Raw genomic sequence first — 19,817 nt, 5'->3', positions numbered from 1 at the left:
GGTACCGCACCATTAGAAAACATTAAGGAATTACCAAAATGCCATCATTTGATACCGTTTCCGAAGCCAATCTTGCCGAGGTTAAAAATGCTGTCGAGCAAGCCAGCAAAGAGATTGCCACGCGCTTCGATTTTAAGGGCAGCGATGCTCGCGTTGAACTGAAAGAGCGCGATCTGACCGCTTACGCTGACTCCGAATTTCAATTAGCCCAGGTCCGCGACGTCCTCACCGGCAAGCTGGTGAAACGCAGCGTCGACGTACGGTTTTTAGACATGGGAAAGATTGAAAAAACCGGCGGTGACAGGGTTAAGCAAGTCATCAAGATCAAGAATGGTATCGAATCCGACGATGCCAAGAAAATCGTGCGTGTCGTCAAAGACAGCAAGATGAAAGTTCAAGCTAGCATCCAGGGCGACGCCGTCCGCATCACTGGTGCCAAGCGCGACGATCTGCAAGCTGCGATGGCGATGCTACGTAAGGAAGTGCCGGACTTGCCGCTGGAGTTTAATAACTTCCGGGATTAAGCAACCTTATTTACCTGCCCTCGAACGTAATCTTTTGACAGCGGAATAGCGCGTTCGCGTTCCGTCCTCTTATAGCACCATTTCCCTATCGAAAAATCGAGAGCCCACGCGTATGCATCAACTGACGGCGGGTATTTTGCTAACAGCGATGGTGTTATCGGCCCAGGCAACCGATATCGGGGTGGCCGGTCTGTTTCCCGGGAAAGCGGTATTGGTGATTGATGGCGCAGCCCCGAAAACCTATTCTGTCGGTGATAACGTCCGCGCAGACATACGCTTGAAGTCGGTGACCGGATCAACTGCGACGGTGAACGTAAAAGGCAAACTGGAGACCATCGGTATCGGCCAGTTTGTTAGCCGCAGTTCCCCCAGTGCTAGCGCTAGTGTCACCTTGAAGGTCAATAGCGCGGGCCATTTCATGGCGCAAAGCCAGATCAATGGCGGATCAATGTCCATGTTGGTGGACACTGGCGCGACCGTCATCGCTCTGCCTGCGGCAGATGCCATCAGACTTGGTATCAACTATAAGCAAGGCCCGAAAACAATGATGAGCACCGCTAATGGTTTGACGCCCGCTTATCGGGTGCGGCTCGATACTGTCAAAGTTGGTGATATCGAACTGACGCAAGTCGATGCAGCGGTATTGGAATCTGGTTTGTCATTTGCATTGCTCGGCATGTCTTTCCTTAACCGGACCGACATGCAGCGCGAGGGAGATATGATGGTATTGACCAAGCGCTTTTGATGAAAATGCACCACTGGGCCGGCTTTCAGGCATCACTGCAATGCTAATAAAAAAGCCCATTCAGATGACTGAACGGGCTTTTTTTGCTTTGTAAGAGCGATTATTTTATCGCCGATGGCTCGAATTACGCCGCGCTTTTTATCAATCGGCGCTGCTTGACCGCCGCAGCCAATCCATCCAGCACGGCAATGCTCTCGTCCCAACTGATGCAACCGTCCGTGACCGATTGACCGTAAGTCAATTCCTTGCCCGGGACCAGATCCTGACGTCCTGCGACCAGATGAGACTCCACCATGACGCCGACAATACGATCATCCCCAGCGGCAATCTGACGTGCGATATCGGCACATACAGGAATTTGATTCTCCGGCTTCTTCGAGCTGTTCGCATGCGAAGCATCGATCATCAGACGCTGCGCCAAACCGTTCGCTGCGATGTCCTTGCAAGCCGCATCAACGCTGACCGCATCATAATTCGGCGCTTTACCACCGCGCAGAATGATGTGGCAATCCTCGTTTCCATTGGTCGACACAATCGCTGAGTGGCCGCCCTTGGTGACCGATAGAAAGTGATGTGGCTGCGATGCAGCTTTCATCGCATCGACTGCAATTTTAACGTTACCATCGGTGCCGTTCTTGAAGCCGACCGGGCACGACAAACCGGATGCCAACTCACGATGGACCTGGGACTCAGTGGTACGAGCACCAATCGCACCCCAGCTGATCAGGTCCGCAATGTATTGCGGGCTGATGACATCGAGGAACTCGGTACCCGCTGGCAAGCCTAGCTCATTGATATTCAACAGCAATTCGCGCGCCATGCGCAAACCGTCATTGATGCGGAAACTGTTATCCATGTAAGGATCGTTGATCAAACCTTTCCAGCCGACGGTGGTGCGAGGCTTTTCGAAATACACGCGCATGACAATTTCCAGCTCGCCCTTCAGGCGATCGCGTGCGACAAGCAAAAGACGGGCATATTCCATTGCCGCTTTCGTGTCATGAATCGAACAAGGTCCGATCACAACCATCAAACGGTCATCTTGTCCGTGCAAAATCCGATGCAACGCAATGCGCGAATCAGCTGCAGTGGTGGCACCTTTTTCGGTACAACCAAATTCGCGAATCAAATGGGATGGTGGCGTTAATTCTTTCATTTCTCGTATGCGCAAGTCGTCGGTGCGTGGCATTTTTCTCTCCTGGCTAAAAAGTGACTGGGAATAAAAAAACCGCCATCAGGGGCGGTTTTTTTGAATTTCGGTTTGTTCTTTAATTACGAACGCTTACCGCTTTTCACCGCCTTAGGGCTCGAATAGCTAAAGTAAAAATAAAAGTAAGCGTTTGAAAAAGTCATGTCTTCTGGTAATTAGTTAGAACTCTGGGCCAGATAATGCAGTAGTTTCGACAATTTAGCAAGCGTTGATCACTCAACCTAAAAAAATAATTACTTGAAAAATGAATATTAAATTAACACCCAAGCAAGCCGAGAATAATATTCAGCCGCATTTGTCATGCTTTAGTGGCGACCATATGAACGTGGTCGATGCCATCCTCATCATAGACATCACCACATACCTCGAAGCCGTAACGACCATAAAATCGCTGCAGATGCGCTTGCGCACCAATCTTGATGTCGTGCCCGGGAAACAGCAATGCGACTTGCGCCATGGCCTGTTCCATCAGTGCATGACCGGCGTTCACACCACGCAAAGTCGGTGCTGTCACTACTCTGCCAATGGATGCCTGAGGATAAACACGACCCGGCGGCACAATCCGTGCGTAAGCCCCCAGATGTCCATCGGCTAGATACCCAAGTCCATGCCAGCAGTGCCGATCAATACCGTCTGCGTCCTGAAAAACACAGGCCTGCTCAACCACGAAAACCTGCTGACGTAACGCCAGCAGGTCATACATCTGCGTCGAACTTAGGGCCTCAAACGGAAGCCAGCTCCATTGCAGCGATAACGTATTTTCCAGCGCACCCGATCCGGCAACCGCATTCATCACCAAACTTCCTTTACTCTCAAGCAGTGCCGCCAACGGTCACGCCGTCAATCCGAAGCGTTGGCTGCCCCACCCCGACCGGCACACTTTGACCTTCTTTGCCGCAGACGCCCACACCTGGATCAAGACGCATGTCGTTGCCAATCATCGACACACGATGCAGCACGTCAGGTCCATTCCCAATCAATGTGGCTCCCTTCACCGGATAAGTGACCTTGCCGTTCTCAATCATGTAGGCTTCGCTTGCGGAAAACACGAACTTGCCGTTAGTGATATCGACCTGACCACCGCCAAAATTGACTGCATACAAACCATTTTTAACCGACGCCAAGATCTCAGCCGGGTCTTTATCACCGGCGAGCATGTAGGTATTAGTCATCCGCGGCATAGGAAGATGGGCGAACGACTCGCGGCGTGCATTGCCGGTAACTGGCATCTTCATCAAGCGCGCATTCATGGTGTCCTGGATATAGCCTTTGAGAATACCGTCTTCAATCAGCGTGGTGCACTGGGTCGGGTTGCCTTCATCATCGATGTTGAGCGAGCCACGACGATCCGCCAGCGTTCCATCATCAACCACCGTCACGCCCTTGGCCGCAACCCGCTCACCGATACGGCCAGAGAAAGTACTGGATCCTTTGCGGTTGAAGTCGCCTTCAAGGCCGTGACCAATCGCTTCGTGCAACAAGATACCGGGCCAGCCGTTACCCAACACCACGGTCATCGGACCCGCAGGTGCCGGACGAGCGTCCAGATTCACCAGTGCCGCGGCGACAGCTTCAGCCGCATATTTTTCAAGCAATGCGTCGGTAAAATAACTATAGCTATAACGACCGCCGCCGCCGCTGCTGCCCATTTCACGGCGACCATCTTTTTCGGCAATAACGGTCACTGACAAGCGTACCAGTGGGCGAATATCAGCCGCGATAACGCCATCGCTACGTGCCACCAGCACAACGTCATATTCCCCGGCGAGTCCCGCCATGACCTGCACCACGCGTGGATCTTTGGCGCGGGCGATACGTTCGACACGTTCGAGTAATTTTACTTTCTCAGTGGCGTCCAGCGAGGTCAACGGGTCGTTGGGCAGATACAGCGAACGACCGCCTTTTTGCTCCATGACGCTGGCTATTTTTACTTTACCGGCTCCCTGACGCGCAATTGTACGAGTGGCTATGGCCGCATCGCGAAGCGCCCGTTCGGAAATCTCGTCTGAATAAGAGAACGCCGTCTTGTCGCCAGAGACCGCACGCACGCCGACACCTTGATCAATGGAAAAGCTACCGGTTTTTACAATGCCCTCTTCCAGACTCCAGCCCTCACTTTTGGTGAACTGGAAGTAAAGATCAGCATAATCCACCTTGTGCGTGAACATGGTCGCCAACGCTTTTTGCAGGCTGGACTCGTCCAGCCCAAACGGCGTGAGCAGAACGTCGCGCGCAACGGCGAGTGCATGAAGATTGGGTTCGAATGGTTTCATATCGTTTCGTGCCTTGCAATGTGGACAGATTACCAGCGATTGTAGAGCATCCTATTGCCGACTGCAGTAAACGGGTAAAAAACGCAATAAAATTTGATTGAAATCAGACCAGAATGCGTTGGACATATTCCAGGCAAGCTTTGAGCTTGCAGGTAACAGGGCCTATGGTAAGGTCAGAAAATGGTTAGAAAATCCTGACGCATTAATCGTCTTAGTAATCTTTTTAGTAATCTTTTTAGTAATCTTTTTAGTAATCTTCTTAGTAATATTATTAATAATATATTTAATAATCTTTTTTAACGTTTCTTCAGATGTAATTGAATAACACGCAAGCCTCCGACCAGACTGCGAGGGTCACGCGCTACCGCGTCAAGGTCGGTCAATATCTCGTTGACATCAGCCAGCGTCGCGAGTTTGCTGACGAGCAAGACGTCTTTGATTTGATGAAAAGAGCGCCACAAAAGGCTTTTCTCACGCGATGTTGTCAATGCAGGTTGACTGAACTTAACCGCACAAACATCGACATCAAGATGTCTAATATATCGCCAAAGTGGTGCGATACAGTCAAAATTCAAACCAGCCATGGTACTTAATTGATTACCCAACACGTTCGCCCGATGCAAAGAGGCACTCTCGGGATAACAAAAAAATGGAAATGCCGGCTCTTCAATAAAAATTGACCCGCCCGGCTTACATGCCGCTAATGTCTGTTCAAAGAAGCCATCCCATTTCTCCAGGTGCATCAATAAAAAGCGACAGTACGCGGCATCGAATAAAGGATGATCAATTTTTTCAACGGTAATGTCGTGATTGAAAAACTGAACATTAGGAACGCCCAAATCATTCCTCCTTTTCTCACAAATTGCTAATTGTGCGTCCGATATATCGACTCCCACGACCTTGCTATCGAGAAATTTCTCTCCAAACCAACAAGCCATCTGACCGGGGCCGCAACCAATATCGAGAATAGATCGAGACGATTTATCTAACTCCGCTTGCAAAAATGACTGACTTCCCGGGTTATAGAGCTCCGCCAATATTTCCAGCCGTTCACGATCCGCAACACCGACCTGCAGCAAATAAGAGGGCGTATTTTTTGTCATAATTTAGCGTCTTTTTAGTTGAAGATTAAAACGATGAAGTCATCGTCGAACGGCTGTTCTCTACCACCAGAAGGAGAATAGGAATAACGACCGGGTTGGTATCCTTGCGATCACGTAGTACAGCTAAAATTCAAACGCGCGACTGCAACGCGATAACTATGTCACCGGCGGATTTAGCAGATTTTTGCGCCACCGATATCATCACAGTGGTGCTGCGTTAAGCCAAAGAGGCTCCGCGTAGGGTGTTTTTCTCCACTTACTGTTAACTGGAGATAGGCAAGCGGCCAGGTCACACGCATGCGGTCGCCATCGGTAGAAAATAATTCTCTGAAACCGTACAAAAAACTTCAGACGGTAATGCTATCTGCAATGACCTTCAAGAGCCATGCTGAAAATATCCATTTCACCCAATGGGCATTCACCATCCGTATCGTAATTGCATGACTGATCCTGTGCATTAAGTCAAAAAAAGTAACGTGAGGGATTCGTCTATGCGTGACCTCTCCCAGCGCCAACCATTGCATCCGCCGTCCGCCCAGCTGTCGTAATCGCCGGGATGCCCGCGTATATACACCATGGCGTTGATAGAGCTGCAACCGCCCAGACCTCTTCCCCGGGGTTGATAGCCACACCGATCATTGCGCCCCTGTTGCGGAACGGTCTGGTACGCATAGTTGCGCCCCGAGCGAACCGGTAACTGTAGAATCAAAGCAGCTGGAATTTTGACGAGCGCGCTATGATCATTCGGCCCCGACTCGATCAGAGCGATGTTTGCCTGCGGAAGAAGCCGGGCCAATCGTCCCGCGAGTGCGCATCCGGATGATCCCGCACCCACCACAATATAATCAAATTTCTCCGTTGCAATTCTCATGTATGCATCTCTATCATCCTTAAAAAAAATGCCTTCGCTCTATTTTTTTTAATGCCGCCATTGCTATCTATTACTAAAGAATTTCTAATTTTTTTCAATGATCGAGATGAATTATTTTTAATGCAATCTCCTTTCTAAAGGTCATGCATCTTTTAATAGCGAGGAAGTATTAAGTGGCATGGCATTTTTTTGTTCGTGATCTCTCTGGACTGATATCGCACCTTTTAGCCGTTGACCTGATGGGCTTGGCGCGCATCCTGAAACACCTAAGCAAAAAAAAATTAGCGCGGCACACCAAACCTCGCAGGCTCTTAAGGCATGACGTGAATAGTCACTATCTCGCTGTTGGTACCGGCACTATTGGTCGCGGTGAATTCGAATGTAAAAGTTGTCTTCTCGGTCACGTGTGGAATGGTTGCGATCACCTGATCGGAACGCACACGATCTCTGACAATACCGGCTTTGTAACCGGTCGTCGTTTCGCTCCAGCCAGAAGTCACTGGGTCGCCCAACGTATTGAGAGGTGACAAAAGGGCCGTCAACTTGATACGCTTGGGACCTTTCACTGACTTTTTGGCTGAAGGGGAGACGGTGAACCGAGGCGGATGCATTATTTCAGGCGGATTCGCAAGCACCTCAGTGTTATTGCTAGCCGTGCGCCCTTCCCCATCCGTGACTTCAAGCCTGAAATTAAAAGCTGTGGCGCTGCTCACCGGAGGAATTTCGATCGCCGCCTGAGAATGGGTTTCACCGATAATACGGGTTTTAAGCAGCGGACCCCCGGCTTGTTTCCAGCGATACTTTAATCCACCTTCTGAATCAGTATGAGAAGCGCGCCCATCTAACGTTACCGTTTGCAGGCCTTCCACCGTATCGTGCGAGGTAGTTACGTTAGCAGCGATAGGTGGTTCGACAGGGTCCTCCGCTGTGCTGTCTAAAAATTGCCCAGTGTTCGCCAGGTTGCCTCTGAACTTCGGCCACGGGCCTTTTGCCAAAGGTGTTCCATCGCCTTCCAGGGCAATCACACAGGAAGCATCGCCACACGCCACGGCATAAAGAGTGCCGTCCAGGCCGATGGTCAAATCTTTAATCCCCTTATACTCAGTTTTTTTCCACCTCGGGACACCGGTCTCTGCATTGATAGCATACAGGGCTTGATTGGTCGCCAGATAAAGCGTGTTCCCTGCGCTGACGGCTGGCGTTGATGTAGGACGCTCAGCATAGCTGCCGCCATCGCCCAGCGTTAAAGGAAATGTCCAGCGCCGTGAAACGGGCTTCGCGCTCAAATCGAGTGCAGACATTGCCCACCGATATCCGTCGCCCGATGAGTCGATCGAATAGAGCGAGGATCCCGAAATTACAGGCTCGCTGGACCAATCACCAAAGTACCCAAAATTCATGGTAAAACTAAGCAGCGTCTCGGAAAGCTGGTTCGGCGAAGTGGCGTAGAGCGCATAATCGGTCTTCGCGGAAGGCCTGTCTTTGTATCCGAGCGTGTAGACGCGTCCCTCTTCTCCCATCGACGACTGGAGCGGACGCATCGGGAGTTCCGCCCCATCCGTGATGCTGCCATCATTCGTCACCGCATGGAACGTTCCGGCGGGAATGCTTTCTGACCAAAAATTTAGTTGCGTCGATACGTGGGCAATACCAGTCGCATCCAACACTGGTGCAAACGCCTGATACTCTCCAAAAGTGAGTTGGTTGCAGATCGATGAACGATGTCCCAACTGCTTTTTCCATTGCGTCTTACCCTCTGCAACGCTGACACCATATAAAATTGGCCGGATCGCGTTCGAATCATTTTCACAACGATTCAAAAAAAGCATTCCGTCATTGCCCAATGCGCCCGGGCCCCGGCGCATTTCCGCAGTCACCGGGAGCGGGATTTTTTTCAGAAGCTGCCCAGAATTTTTGTTAACAGCCACTATCACGGTGTTTTCGTATTGTTGCGCAACCAATATGTCATCTTTTATGATGAGGCTCGCAAATGGATTTGGCTGACCACCGGCAGATTCACCCAGCTCCTGGATATAGGTCTGATTCCATTTTATGTGAGGCACGCTTCCGGAAAGGGCACCTCCGACCATCAATGAGATCAGGCCATACTCTCTTTTCTGTAGATCAAGCGTAGGGCTCTGCTGATAGCGCATTGCCCCCGCATAGAGATCACCTTTTTTATCCAGGACCAGTCCTTGAAATAGCGTGATTACCCGGCCCTGTGACGGGGCATATTTCCATTTCAAATCGCCGGATGCTGACCGGGCCGAACCTGACCACGTCGCTATCGCCACGAGCAGAGGTAGCAAACCGATTGTCGGTCGCTTTGGTGCTTTTGAAAAATTTAATGAGCTCATGCGTTCCTTTTATTGCAAATTCGCGTGGTTGAACCAGTGGTGCATTAAAGGGCACTAGTTACGGGAGTGTGGAGTAACAGGGAAGTCCGCCCGATATGCGTTGTAGTTGGATAAAAAATTGCATTGCTCCATTGCAGCCGTCTGAGAATTATAGGTATCGAAATCCAATGCTCTATCCCATAACGACACATCGCGATCACTTTTCCACGGCGAACGTTCGGTTTGAGCAGACGTAGTGATGCCAACGACGATCAGTGCGGGATATAAGTGTTTGCGAATGTCTCCGTTGCGGAAATCTACCAGGCAAACCAATTTCATCAAGAGTCAGGGTGTGGCCCTGATGTTCACTATTTTGCGGTTAGTTCCAGCACTGTTAGTTGCAACGAACTCAAACGTAAAAGTCGTATCAGCATTTACGCGTGGGATAGTTGCCCTTACTTCGTCGTCGCGCAGGCGGTCCCTCGCGAGACCGGCTTTGTAGCCCTTGGTAATTTCTATCCAGCGATATGTCATAGGATCTCCCAGCGTATTGAGAGGTGACAAATGCGCGGTTAGTCTGACTCGCTTGCCTCCGACAACAATATAGTCCTCAGAATCCGCTAACTTGCGCGCTGAAGTGAAGACATCAAACTTTGGGGGCGTTAGTTCGGCTGCAGGATGCGCTATCACTTCAACCGCGCTGCTAGCCTTACGATGATCCCTATCACTGACCTCAAGCGTAAAGCTAAAGATTGCGGTACGTGAGACGGGGGGAATTTCTATCATGGCGCGGGTGTGCGAAGCGCCAATGATGGGTGTCTTAAGTAGCGGACCTTTTGTTTGTCTCCAACCGTATTTCAGTCCACCCACCGCATCACTGTATGATCCGCTACCGTCTAACGTCAGCGTTTGAAGTCCTTTCACCGTCGCGTGCGAGGCGAATATTTTGGCCTCGATTGGAAGCTTGGCGGGATATTCCTCAGTGTTGCTTGAGACCTGCCCTGTGTTACCCAGATCACCACGAAATTTCGGCCAGGGGCCATTAGACAAAGGTGTTCCATCACCTTCTATCGCAACAATGCAGCTGTTTCCACAAGCAATTGCGTAAAGCGTTCCGTTTAAGCCTATCGACAACTGTCGCGTTACGCCATACTTATTTGTACTCCATTTTTCGAGACCCGTTTTGGAGTCGATTGCGTAAAGTGTCTTTTCCGTTCCCATATATAAAGTGCCTGCGGCGCTGATAGCGGGCGTGCTTGTAATTGAATCCCCTTCTGGCAAGGTAAAGGTCCAAGCGGGGGAGGTCTCCAAAGGGTCGAGAATGAGCTTAGTAATAGCCCAACTCTTTTTGTCCGCTGAATCAACAAAATAAATCGCGGAGCCTGAGATGATAGGCTCAGGCAGCATTGGATCGGTAACAGGCGCATTAATTTGAAAGGTATGAAGTGATCGCAGTGGTTGCTGATCAGTATCTGATGCATATAACGTATAGTCAGTTCCTTCCTGCGCCCGGTTTGTGGAAGCAAGAAAATATAGAGTGCCATCGTAGCCCATCACAGGCTGATGGGGCGCCAAAGAAAATGTGGCGCTCGCTAATGCGTCACCATTGGATTCGGCGGAATAGATATATCCTTGCGGCACTTTTGATGTATCGGTACCTCGCTGCGTCATGTGCAATACGCCATGAGAGTCTATCGTTGAAGGAAAAGGTCGAAAATAGCTGCTCGCGCCCCACTCTCCGCAACGACGGTATTTAGCAAGCGGCTTTTTCCACTTAATCTCACTATCATCGAACCCCACTCCTACCAGCGTAGGGCGTAACAATTTCGGATCCGCTGAATCGGCAAAACATCCATTGAAATAGAGCATTTCATCTGGCTTGCTGAAAGACCATTGGGATGCCGCAACGTCACGCTCGCTCAGTCGGTGGTCCGACAATCCCGTGTCTACGGTTTTTAAAAGGGTGCCCTTGTCTCGTTCAACAAAAAGCAAATTGCCATTGTCTTGTGATGTCGCGACGAGCGTATCACCGTTAAGGAGTAGATTAAAGTAGGCGGCCTTTTTAGATCCCTCAAGCTCAACATATTGCTTCAGCCATTTTTCCTGAAACGCATTATTGACATTACGAAAGGCGAGTACGCCATTGACCGGAGCAGCAGGAGGTATCGGATTGCTCAGCAGGCGAGCGTAAAGATCGCCCTGCGTATCCACTAGCAGGCTGTAAAATTGTGGACGGTTATCTGGCTTGTGCTCCCAAATCACATTTGGCTCGACGGCACATGCAAGGTTTGACAGGGCGATCAGGCCTATCGCCAAAGGCAACAGGCGGGCGATAGAATTTTTTTTGGTAAATAAATGCATAGGTTTATGACGCAACTTCGCGTGTTTTGTAAGTGAAAAATTGTGTAAAAAATTACGAATTTTTATATGCCGCTAAGGTACATATAAATTTTTTTCAATGCAGGAATAGCAATATGGATATCCGTCGCGTCACTGACGCCGGTGCAAGCCGACGACCACATGGGTCGGACACAAAGTGAACGCGCAATGTTCTTGCGTTGGCAATAGACCGGGCACAGATCTGACCGTAAAATTTTTAGCCAGCATCGCCAACGCCATCATAATTTCCAACATGGCCAAGCGCTGGCCCGGGCAATAGCGCAAGCCCGCTCCAAATGGTAAAAAAGCTTTCGAATTATGGGAATTATATTCAGAAGATGAATTACCACGCCAGCGTTCAGGATGAAAAATATGCGCTTCTGCGTCTGAATTTCTCGGGGCGATCGCGTAAAAAATCGTCAATTAACGTAGCATCAGAAATGGTTACATTCCGCCGACTGGCGATACGGAAGGCGTAAATGGAACCGTAGTGATCAGCCCAGTCACAAAGAAGCCGATAAGTAAGGGAAGGCTTTAATTGCAGAAGGTTACTAAGCACAGGAAGGCCGCGAGGACCGGGGATATCTTCAATTGTCTGCATGCACGCTTTTTACACAAATGATAGGTTGCCGCGCTAACGCATAAAAAGCATAACGTTCATTGAGGAGGCCGTAGATTTGCATTGAAAAATTGGCTGCAGCGGGATCGAGATAGGACACAATTTCAACCAGATGGATGTTATCTTCTTTGTCACCCCATATTTTGGTATAGCAGCCGTCTTTGTAGCCATGATTCTGGCGAAACACATTTAAAACGTGTTTCGCAATGTAAAGAACCGTGATCTGATCCCAGTTCAGACCACACGCACGAAACGTGACCTCAAGCAAAGGTAGTTCATTGCGACCGCTACCCGCAACACCGGCGATCAGCTCCAGAAGCTTTGGAACGTCACAGTCCGCAATTGCATACGCTCTGCCATCGAAATAACATTCATCCAGCTCAGGATCGGAGCGACTTAAGAGAACACTTGTGGCAGTGATCAAATTGCCGCCACATTCACTGATCAGATCGGACAGGCTAAAGTGCAAAATATCAATGAGCTCGATCTGTACCTGAGATAAGTCTCTCGGTGCGGAACTCCACCATTTCCATCCGTAGTGATCCAGTGCTTCCACGGCCTCAACCAGTACTCCGCGCAAATAGGGGTATCCCGAATTCAACCAATGGTCGTCTACCTTCCGATTGATATTATCCTGCAACGTCAGAATGGTTTCTGCTTGTTCGACACTGATTTTTTTCACGACGACCGATCTGAGATTTTGTTCGCTTCGCTTCACTATAAGCGACATCGCAAGATTCACATCGTATAAAGCGAGATAAGTCTGTTACGATTTTTCTGATTTTTCGCCCGCGCATGAGGTTGGCTATTTTTCAAAAAAATAATTTGAATGAAAGGAGCTTTTTATCGCTCCTTTTTTTGAACGAAAAAAAGAGGCGCGCGCAGTGGAGCACGAACGAGGTGCAAAAAGGGAATGATTACAGAAAGAGCGTGTTACGGATTCGCGTCATCAGGCGGCGAGCGCTGCACGCCGCCTGATGCGGATTAATATGACGGACTACGTAGTACGAACCAGGAAAGCAACATTAACAATAAAATTGAAGCAATGCCTGCCTTCCGTGGACCGTTTCAGGAACATTACTGCATAAACCAGCCATGACTAACGACTATCGACTGTCCGGTCAGTGCATTTGACTCGAAACCGCCAAGAAATATCGCAGTTTGTGCGACATCATGCACCGTGGTGAATTCGCCATCGACGGTATCTTTCAACATCACGTTCTTGACGACCTGATCTTCGGTGATCCCCAATTCCCTGGCCTGTTCTGGAATCTGTCTCTCCACTAACGGTGTGCGGACAAAGCCGGGGCAAATGACGTTGGCACGAATTTTATTCTTCGCCCCTTCTTTCGCCACCACTTTTGCCAATCCGATTAATCCATGCTTGGCGGTTACGTAAGGCGCTTTTAATGGCGAGGCTTCATGCGAGTGCACCGATCCCATATAAATGATCGAACCGCCCGTCCCCGCCTTAATCATTTCTCGCATAGCTGCGCGCGTGGTGAGAAAAGCGCCATCAAGATGAATCGCCAGCATTTTTTTCCAGTTATCCAGCGTCGAATCGACAATAGGGGCAATGATCTGAATTCCAGCGTTGCTGATTAGCACGTCAATGCTGCCAAAGGCGGCAACCGTATCGGCAATACCTTTATCAACTTGCGCCTCATCAGTCACGTTCATCGCGACTGCCATTGCAATACCACCGGACTGGTTGATTTCGTTGGCGGTGGCGGTTGCTGCGTCCAGTGCCAGATCGGCGATGACAACTTTAGCTCCCGCACGTGCGTATTCGATGGCGATTTCTTTGCCGATACCGCTGGCTGAGCCCGTAATTAGGGCGACTTTATCTTTCAGTGACATGGCATTCCTTTACTTTGAAGTAGCGAGATAATCATAAACAACCGTGCCATGCGGCAACGTGAGATCGGACATAATATGGACTGCAGAGAGTACCTCAAGCACCGGCAAATCGGCTATCGGTGCCAATGCATGGGGGCGCAAATCAAGCGCGCCAGGGCCGCTCCAGGCGCCTTTGATGGTGACGTCGGTCAGACTGTACTGGACGATTTCGCAGATACGCGGGGTCCCATCGACATGAGGAATAATTTTTAGTAAAAAGGTTGGCGCTTCGAGCGACTTTTTGATGACTTCGGCGTCGAGCGGGAGGTGCTTGTACCCCATGGTTCCGACTGCAATTTGTATGTCGCTATAGGACAAAGTACCGACCATCGTATCTTTGTGTACTTTTAATTGCGGCTCCCCCATCTTTTTTGGAAAGCCCCACAGTTCCCGACCACCGGCAATCGGTGGCTGGTCATTCAGATACATGCTGTGAACGTAGCCTCCGGCGATGCCATCCAGCGTCACAGGAATCACTTGTCCTGATTCATAATAATGCCCAAACCCGGTTGAATCCGGCATTTTGATAAATTCAAACTTAACGATAGGTTCAACGAACTGGAGCGGCGCCGGAATGATTTTCTTCAGCGCTTCAGGGTCGGTGCGATAGGTGATGATCAGAAATTCACGATCAACGAAACGGTAAGGCCCGGGAGGAAATGCAGGATTATGAAAAGGCATGGCAAATGCATTACGGCGTATATCGTCTTCGGTCATAGAGTTCCTTGATGAAAAAAATACTACAGCGATTGCTTTACTTCGATTTTACAGCCGAAGAAATCCCATGTTTGTTAGCTAACGTCGATGATAATTAAAACCGGGCTTTATTGGCAATAATAAAAGACCATAAATATAGAACGTCCGGCAATACCAGCATTAACATCACAATACCGCAACAATTATGCCCTAACAGCCGCATAGCCGCCCGCACGGGCAAAAATTACGTTTCGATCTTATAAGCTTGCCAGAGATGTGGTTTGATAGGGGTCGCTTTTTCGAGAATCGCCAAACTAACGATATCAGTCATTTACTTGCCAGCCATTGCAATAAGATTTTGTGGAAATTTTTCGGGTCTTCCATCTGCGGAGCGTGTCCGAAATCCGGAAATTCCACCAACGTTGCGTTTGGTATCAATTTAGCGACTTGTTTTCCGAGCACAGAATAATGACCAATTACAGCTTTTACGTCCGGTGGGGCGATATCACTACCAATGGCAGTCGTATCGGCCTCCCCGATCATCAGCAGCGTCGGCATTTTTAAATTTTTAAATTCATACACAACTGGCTGCGTAAAGATCATGTCGTAGATGAGCGCAGAGTTCCACGCTACCAATTTTTTTCCAGGACCTTGATTCAGTCCGGAAAGCATATCTACCCAGCGCTGGTACTCAGGCTTCCATCGCCCGACGTAATACGTAGTCAACTCATACTGTCGAATGCCATCCGCGGTCATCCTGAGTTCGCGCTCATTCCATTGATCTACGGTTCGGTAAGGAACGCCTAGCGCTTTCCAATCCTCAAGGCCAATCGGATTCACCATTACCAACTGATCGACCTGCGCGGGATACATTAAAGCGTATCGGGTAGCCAGCATGCCTCCCGTGGAATGACCGACAATTGTGGCCTGCGTTATCCCTAACTGATCCAGCAGTCCATGAGTATTAATGGCAAGTTGCTGAAAGGTGTATTGATAATGCTCCGGCTTGGTCGACGTACAAAAACCGATTTGATCAGGTGCCACGACGCGATACCCAGCAACGCTCAGCGCCTTTATAGTCGCTTCCCAAGTTGCGCCACAAAAATTTTTACCATGCATTAAAACAACGGTACGGCCGTTCGGTTTGGTGACGGGCGCAACATCCATATAGCCCATTTGCAAATTGGCTCCCTGTGATGCAAAGGCGTAATGCTGCAAAGGATAGGGGCTGGGAAAGCCTTGAAGCTCCTGCCCATAATCGGGCGCGGCATGCACGCCTAGTGATATCGCACCAAAAAGGCCCGCCATTAAACACCGTGACCAAAAATGAGGCGGGAAAAAAAACGAGCAACAGGACATAGGCGCTTTACGAAAATGATGGTGGGAAGCGTTGAACAAATACAGCCTAACGATAGCATCTGAAGCGGCCATGGAACGCGATTTTTTTGTGACAATTATGACGACGATCAAACCATCGAAAGGGCTAGTTTCCATCTTAGCTAACGCCAGTTATTTCTTGCATATAACAAAAATGATCTTCACTAGCGTCTGATATTCAAAATTGAAATATCAAACCTCGGAAAATGCTGCGCCATAGTCGCGTGAAAAAACATCTTAAACGTTAGAAAATAATAGGCCGACAGCCAATAAGTACGCTCGTACGTATAGTTTGCGCAAAGAAAAAGATTCTGTTTCACCTATTTTTTATGCAAAAAAAATGCAGTTTCCGAGCATTAATTTCACACTATTTGAATTAATTTTTCCTTCAAAAAACACCGTGAATTTCATAGATAAATGTGCTCGAAATTTATTTGATTTAAATGCCATGGCACAACAATTGCGTTAAAGAAATAAAAAAAGCGCCGCGTATAATTTTGAGAAATATCTAAAAAAGACTAAGACCGCTCTCGAACTGAATCGATGAACTACCGAAACAAATGCTCCTGAATTGATGCCGCCCGGCGCTTCAGCAGTTGTGAATCTCGACAGAATTTGCCGAATCAATCCGGCAATGAGCACCGCAAAGCAATCCCAAAAGAAGCCCTCGTATTACTGTAGAACCTTAACATCCGTTTTTTTGATGCCGGCTATCTCACTGCGTAACTGCGGAAATTTTTTTGCGACTGTTTTGCTTGCAACGGGGAATCGTCCCACAACCACGCGTCTTTAGGAGATTTCAAATGGCTGCCCTTTCAATATCCAAATTCCGACACATTAAAAATATTAAATCGGCATTGCGCCAACGTGGGCAAGGAATGTCGGAGTACATCATTATCGTGGCCTTGATTGCCGTCGTCAGTATCGGCGTTTTTGCGGCCTTCGGAAGCACCATTCGTCATCAGGTTGCAGGTATGGCAGCGGAACTATCTGGAAACGACGGCCAGACCGAGATTACGGCAGCTGGCACGTCTGCAACGCTAGCGGCCACCAAAGCCGCTCAGCAGCGCACCATGAAGGATTATGGGTCGGATAACCGTTAATCGATTTTCTGTCGTCACTGTGTTGCGTAGCTACACCTGACCCTCGCGCCGCTGGCTTTGGCGTCGTGAGGGGGTCCCACTTAAAACGAATTTTGAACGACATCGCCTGTTAGCGGCAGGCCGGCTGGTAGGCGGTCTGGAATACCGCATGGGTGTTTGACCATACGAAAATCAATAATCTATAAATTTTGTTCAAAGACGGGGCGCAAATTGAGACGTGAACCACAATGCGCTAAGGAAAGGATGGGGAGCGCCGTTTGGCGCATTAGCAAACCCGCGCACCAATATCGCTCTTCCCTCTACTCCGTCGCGCGTCAGCGTGGTGCGGTCCTGCCAATTGCCATATTCTTTGCCGCCGTATTGTGTCTCGGATTATTTGCGGTCTACAACATGGCACAAGTAACCAGCGAAAAACGCCAGCTTACCAACGCCGCCGACGCGATTGCATATAGCACCGCAAATGTCGCCGCCGAAGGCCTCAACTACACCTCTTACACCAACCGCGCAATGATCGCCAACTATCAGGCGGTCGGTCAAATGACGGCGATGTGGTCGAATATGACCATGTCGGACGAGTACTGGAAAAACAACTCAGTGGTGATGAAAGCGGTTGCCGCGCTGGTGAAATTTATCCCGTATATCGGCACCGGCCTGTCTGGCGTTCTCAATGCGGTCAGTAAGTTCTCTACCTATTGGGACAAAATTGTTGATGGGGTACGCGTGACCAGTCAGGTATTGGCCAACGTTGGCACCGCCACCACTTCGCTGACCAATTACGCGATTTTTGCATCGCAACAGGTACACCTCGCCACCACTGCCTCGGCCATGATCGCAATGCAGAGTAACTTGCTGGCCGCGAATGCACCCCAGGCAGAATACATACCCCAGACGATCGCCTACCAGATTGGGAAAAGCATGGTTGACTTCGGCAGCATGATCAAACTGCATCAACCACCGCGTAAATTTTTAGGCGATACCGCGATGAAGACCGATGTCCCGAACAGTACCGGGATTAAGCACAATATGGTGCATAGCCTGATGATGGACGAGATGTTTGGCTATACCAGCAATATGGCTGGGCGTCGGCTGTTTCCCAATGCGGTCGGGCTTTGGACGGTGGATGGCTGCAACCTGAGTGCCATCAACGGAATATTGACCGGGTTGTCGACCAATGGCCTCGAACAAATCATCCCTGCTCTGGCTGGCAATACTGCTGCGGATGTGATCGGCCCCGTCATCGAGGCCTTCATGAACACAGTCGGGATCATCGCTAGTCCGATTATGTGTCTGTATGAACGTACCGGCGGCTCACGTGTGATCCAGATGCAGGACGGCACCTACGCATGGAGCAACGTCGATATCATGGAAATTAATCCGCATCTGTTTAACATTCATATTCCGATGGCAGGCGCAGTGACGCTGTCCAAAGTTGGTCGTCAGGGGCTGGACAAAAATCAGGAGATACCTGATGACTTGAAAAAATTTGTGGATGTGGTGAATGGCAACGACGCCTGGAAAAAATCCTTTTGGGGCGAAGCGGTCGCCATTGACGACTGCATGTATTTCACCCTACCAACGGGGGGCGTGTACGCACCCCGTCTCGGCGGTGCCTGTGCATCACTGAATGCCGGTGTGGCGAAAAAATATTACGATCGCGGCGTCATGAATATCGCCAGCGCTTCCGCTGACCGTGCAATGAAAGGCCAGCCCCAGATTGCGAATGCCACCGAGGCCATCAGCGATGCCGCTACCGCCACTTTGGAGCCAGTAATAGAGACGGTCGGCAGCAGCATCAACTCGACCAGCTCGGCGTCATCCGTAGTCAATTTACCGGACGCCAATGCCGGCAACACTACCGGCGTATTGGGTGGTGCACCCGCCGGCCTTCCGGCATCCGGTTCGGCGCTGAACGCGCCCACCCCCGGCAGCGGCGATCCCGAGGTGGGCATTGCGAGCGGCCTGGCGCAACAGGCTGCCAATTTTGAGAACCTTTCGCACCAGGGTACCAACGTTTCGTCTGCGATATCCAATGTTCTCGGAAATGGCTTTACTTTACCCAATATGTCGTTTACCGATCCCGTCAACGCACCAGACGCATTTACGCAATTTATTCTAAAAGCATTGGGCTTGAGCGACCTGATCGATGTTCTGGGAATGCGGACCTCACGCGGCACCGAAACGTTATTTCAAAAGCCGGGTATGGGTGGCGTGATTGCCGCGGATATGGGGTTACCGGCCGAACGCTTCGGCTTCTGGGAAATGCGTAACGCGAACCTGGGCAACTACCGTGTTCAAAACGCAGACCGGGCTAACGGCGACAGCAGCAATATATTTTTGGCGAGTAAAGAAATTCAAAACAATGCCCTAAAAGATATTGGTCCATCCTTTGTGGTGGCGTTGCAGGAAACGGCAGACAAACTACCGCTGCGCTCAGAAAGCAAATTCAACCTTGGACGCGTGCCGTTGAACGATTATGACGCTGAGACCAAACAGAGCTACCTGAAAGCGATCGGCAAGGCCCGAGTTTATTACCGCGCACCGTTGGAGCGCTGGACCTCCCGTATGCAGGTTGTGTCACACGCTAACCTCACACTGCCGTACTGGAATGCAAGGCTGGAAGGGTTGAACTATCCGGAAAAATCCCTCTTCTTCCTGATCGATTGAGCTTATGCGTAACCCAAT

Annotated in this window: 17 protein-coding genes; 4 read left to right on the top strand and 13 right to left on the bottom strand. The window is 49.8% G+C overall.

The window, feature by feature from the left end:
* Window positions 1-38 precede the first annotated feature (38 nt).
* A complete protein-coding gene (locus tag JQN73_RS14770; RefSeq protein ID WP_205319623.1) occupies window positions 39-524 on the top strand; it encodes a YajQ family cyclic di-GMP-binding protein in 486 nt (161 codons plus the stop codon).
* A 112-nt stretch (window positions 525-636) separates the two neighbouring features.
* Complete coding sequence (locus tag JQN73_RS14765) at window positions 637-1,269, top strand: TIGR02281 family clan AA aspartic protease (protein ID WP_240162279.1); 633 nt, start codon at window positions 637-639, stop codon at window positions 1,267-1,269.
* A 124-nt stretch (window positions 1,270-1,393) separates the two neighbouring features.
* Here JQN73_RS14765 and aroG read toward each other — a convergent pair whose 3' ends face one another.
* From aroG to JQN73_RS14700, 13 genes are all read right to left on the bottom strand, one after another.
* The gene (gene aroG / locus JQN73_RS14760; protein WP_205319622.1) at window positions 1,394-2,458 is read right to left on the bottom strand and encodes a 3-deoxy-7-phosphoheptulonate synthase AroG; all 1,065 of its coding nucleotides are present in this window, start codon (window positions 2,456-2,458) and stop codon (window positions 1,394-1,396) included.
* Between the two features lie 319 nt (window positions 2,459-2,777).
* Entirely contained in the window at window positions 2,778-3,308 is a 531-nt protein-coding gene (locus JQN73_RS14755; RefSeq protein WP_240162278.1) for a GNAT family N-acetyltransferase, read from the bottom strand.
* Window positions 3,292-4,752 (bottom strand): metalloprotease TldD, encoded by a 1,461-nt coding sequence (gene tldD, locus JQN73_RS14750; RefSeq protein ID WP_205319621.1) that lies wholly within the window; start codon window positions 4,750-4,752, stop codon window positions 3,292-3,294. The genes JQN73_RS14755 and tldD overlap by 17 nt, the downstream gene beginning before the upstream one ends.
* A gap of 296 nt (window positions 4,753-5,048) precedes the next feature.
* A complete protein-coding gene (locus JQN73_RS14745; protein ID WP_205319620.1) occupies window positions 5,049-5,855 on the bottom strand; it encodes a class I SAM-dependent methyltransferase in 807 nt (268 codons plus the stop codon).
* Window positions 5,856-6,312: 457 nt separating this feature from the next.
* Window positions 6,313-6,726 (bottom strand): GMC family oxidoreductase N-terminal domain-containing protein, encoded by a 414-nt coding sequence (locus JQN73_RS14740; protein WP_205319619.1) that lies wholly within the window; start codon window positions 6,724-6,726, stop codon window positions 6,313-6,315.
* A gap of 311 nt (window positions 6,727-7,037) precedes the next feature.
* Window positions 7,038-9,083, bottom strand: a complete 2,046-nt coding sequence (locus tag JQN73_RS14735; RefSeq protein WP_205319618.1) for a PQQ-binding-like beta-propeller repeat protein — start codon at window positions 9,081-9,083, stop codon at window positions 7,038-7,040.
* A gap of 324 nt (window positions 9,084-9,407) precedes the next feature.
* A complete protein-coding gene (locus tag JQN73_RS14730) occupies window positions 9,408-11,423 on the bottom strand; it encodes a PQQ-binding-like beta-propeller repeat protein (RefSeq protein WP_205319617.1) in 2,016 nt (671 codons plus the stop codon).
* A 129-nt stretch (window positions 11,424-11,552) separates the two neighbouring features.
* Window positions 11,553-11,864, bottom strand: coding sequence for a cytochrome P450 (locus JQN73_RS22805; protein ID WP_205319616.1), 312 nt, complete (start codon window positions 11,862-11,864; stop codon window positions 11,553-11,555).
* Window positions 11,800-12,042, bottom strand: coding sequence for a cytochrome P450 (locus JQN73_RS22800; protein WP_205319615.1), 243 nt, complete (start codon window positions 12,040-12,042; stop codon window positions 11,800-11,802). Before JQN73_RS22800 ends, JQN73_RS22805 begins: the two co-directional genes overlap by 65 nt.
* Window positions 12,029-12,742 (bottom strand): dUTP diphosphatase, encoded by a 714-nt coding sequence (locus tag JQN73_RS14715; protein ID WP_205319614.1) that lies wholly within the window; start codon window positions 12,740-12,742, stop codon window positions 12,029-12,031. The genes JQN73_RS22800 and JQN73_RS14715 overlap by 14 nt, the downstream gene beginning before the upstream one ends.
* Window positions 12,743-13,137: 395 nt before the next feature.
* A complete protein-coding gene (locus JQN73_RS14710; protein ID WP_205319613.1) occupies window positions 13,138-13,920 on the bottom strand; it encodes a 3-hydroxybutyrate dehydrogenase in 783 nt (260 codons plus the stop codon).
* Between the two features lie 9 nt (window positions 13,921-13,929).
* Window positions 13,930-14,676, bottom strand: a complete 747-nt coding sequence (locus JQN73_RS14705) for an acetoacetate decarboxylase (protein ID WP_205319612.1) — start codon at window positions 14,674-14,676, stop codon at window positions 13,930-13,932.
* Window positions 14,677-14,982: 306 nt separating this feature from the next.
* Complete coding sequence (locus JQN73_RS14700) at window positions 14,983-15,963, bottom strand: alpha/beta fold hydrolase (protein ID WP_205319611.1); 981 nt, start codon at window positions 15,961-15,963, stop codon at window positions 14,983-14,985.
* 872 nt (window positions 15,964-16,835) lie between these two features.
* Here JQN73_RS14700 and JQN73_RS14695 point away from each other — a divergent pair.
* Window positions 16,836-17,135, top strand: a complete 300-nt coding sequence (locus tag JQN73_RS14695) for a Flp family type IVb pilin (RefSeq protein ID WP_205319610.1) — start codon at window positions 16,836-16,838, stop codon at window positions 17,133-17,135.
* Window positions 17,136-17,378: 243 nt separating this feature from the next.
* Window positions 17,379-19,799, top strand: coding sequence for a pilus assembly protein TadG-related protein (locus JQN73_RS14690; RefSeq protein ID WP_205319609.1), 2,421 nt, complete (start codon window positions 17,379-17,381; stop codon window positions 19,797-19,799).
* Window positions 19,800-19,817: the final 18 nt, after the last annotated feature.

The organism is Glaciimonas sp. PAMC28666 (genome assembly GCF_016917355.1).
GTDB lineage: Bacteria > Pseudomonadota > Gammaproteobacteria > Burkholderiales > Burkholderiaceae_D > Glaciimonas.
Note: the sequence above shows the minus strand (reverse complement) of the source record. Positions and strands in the feature narration are given on the sequence as shown.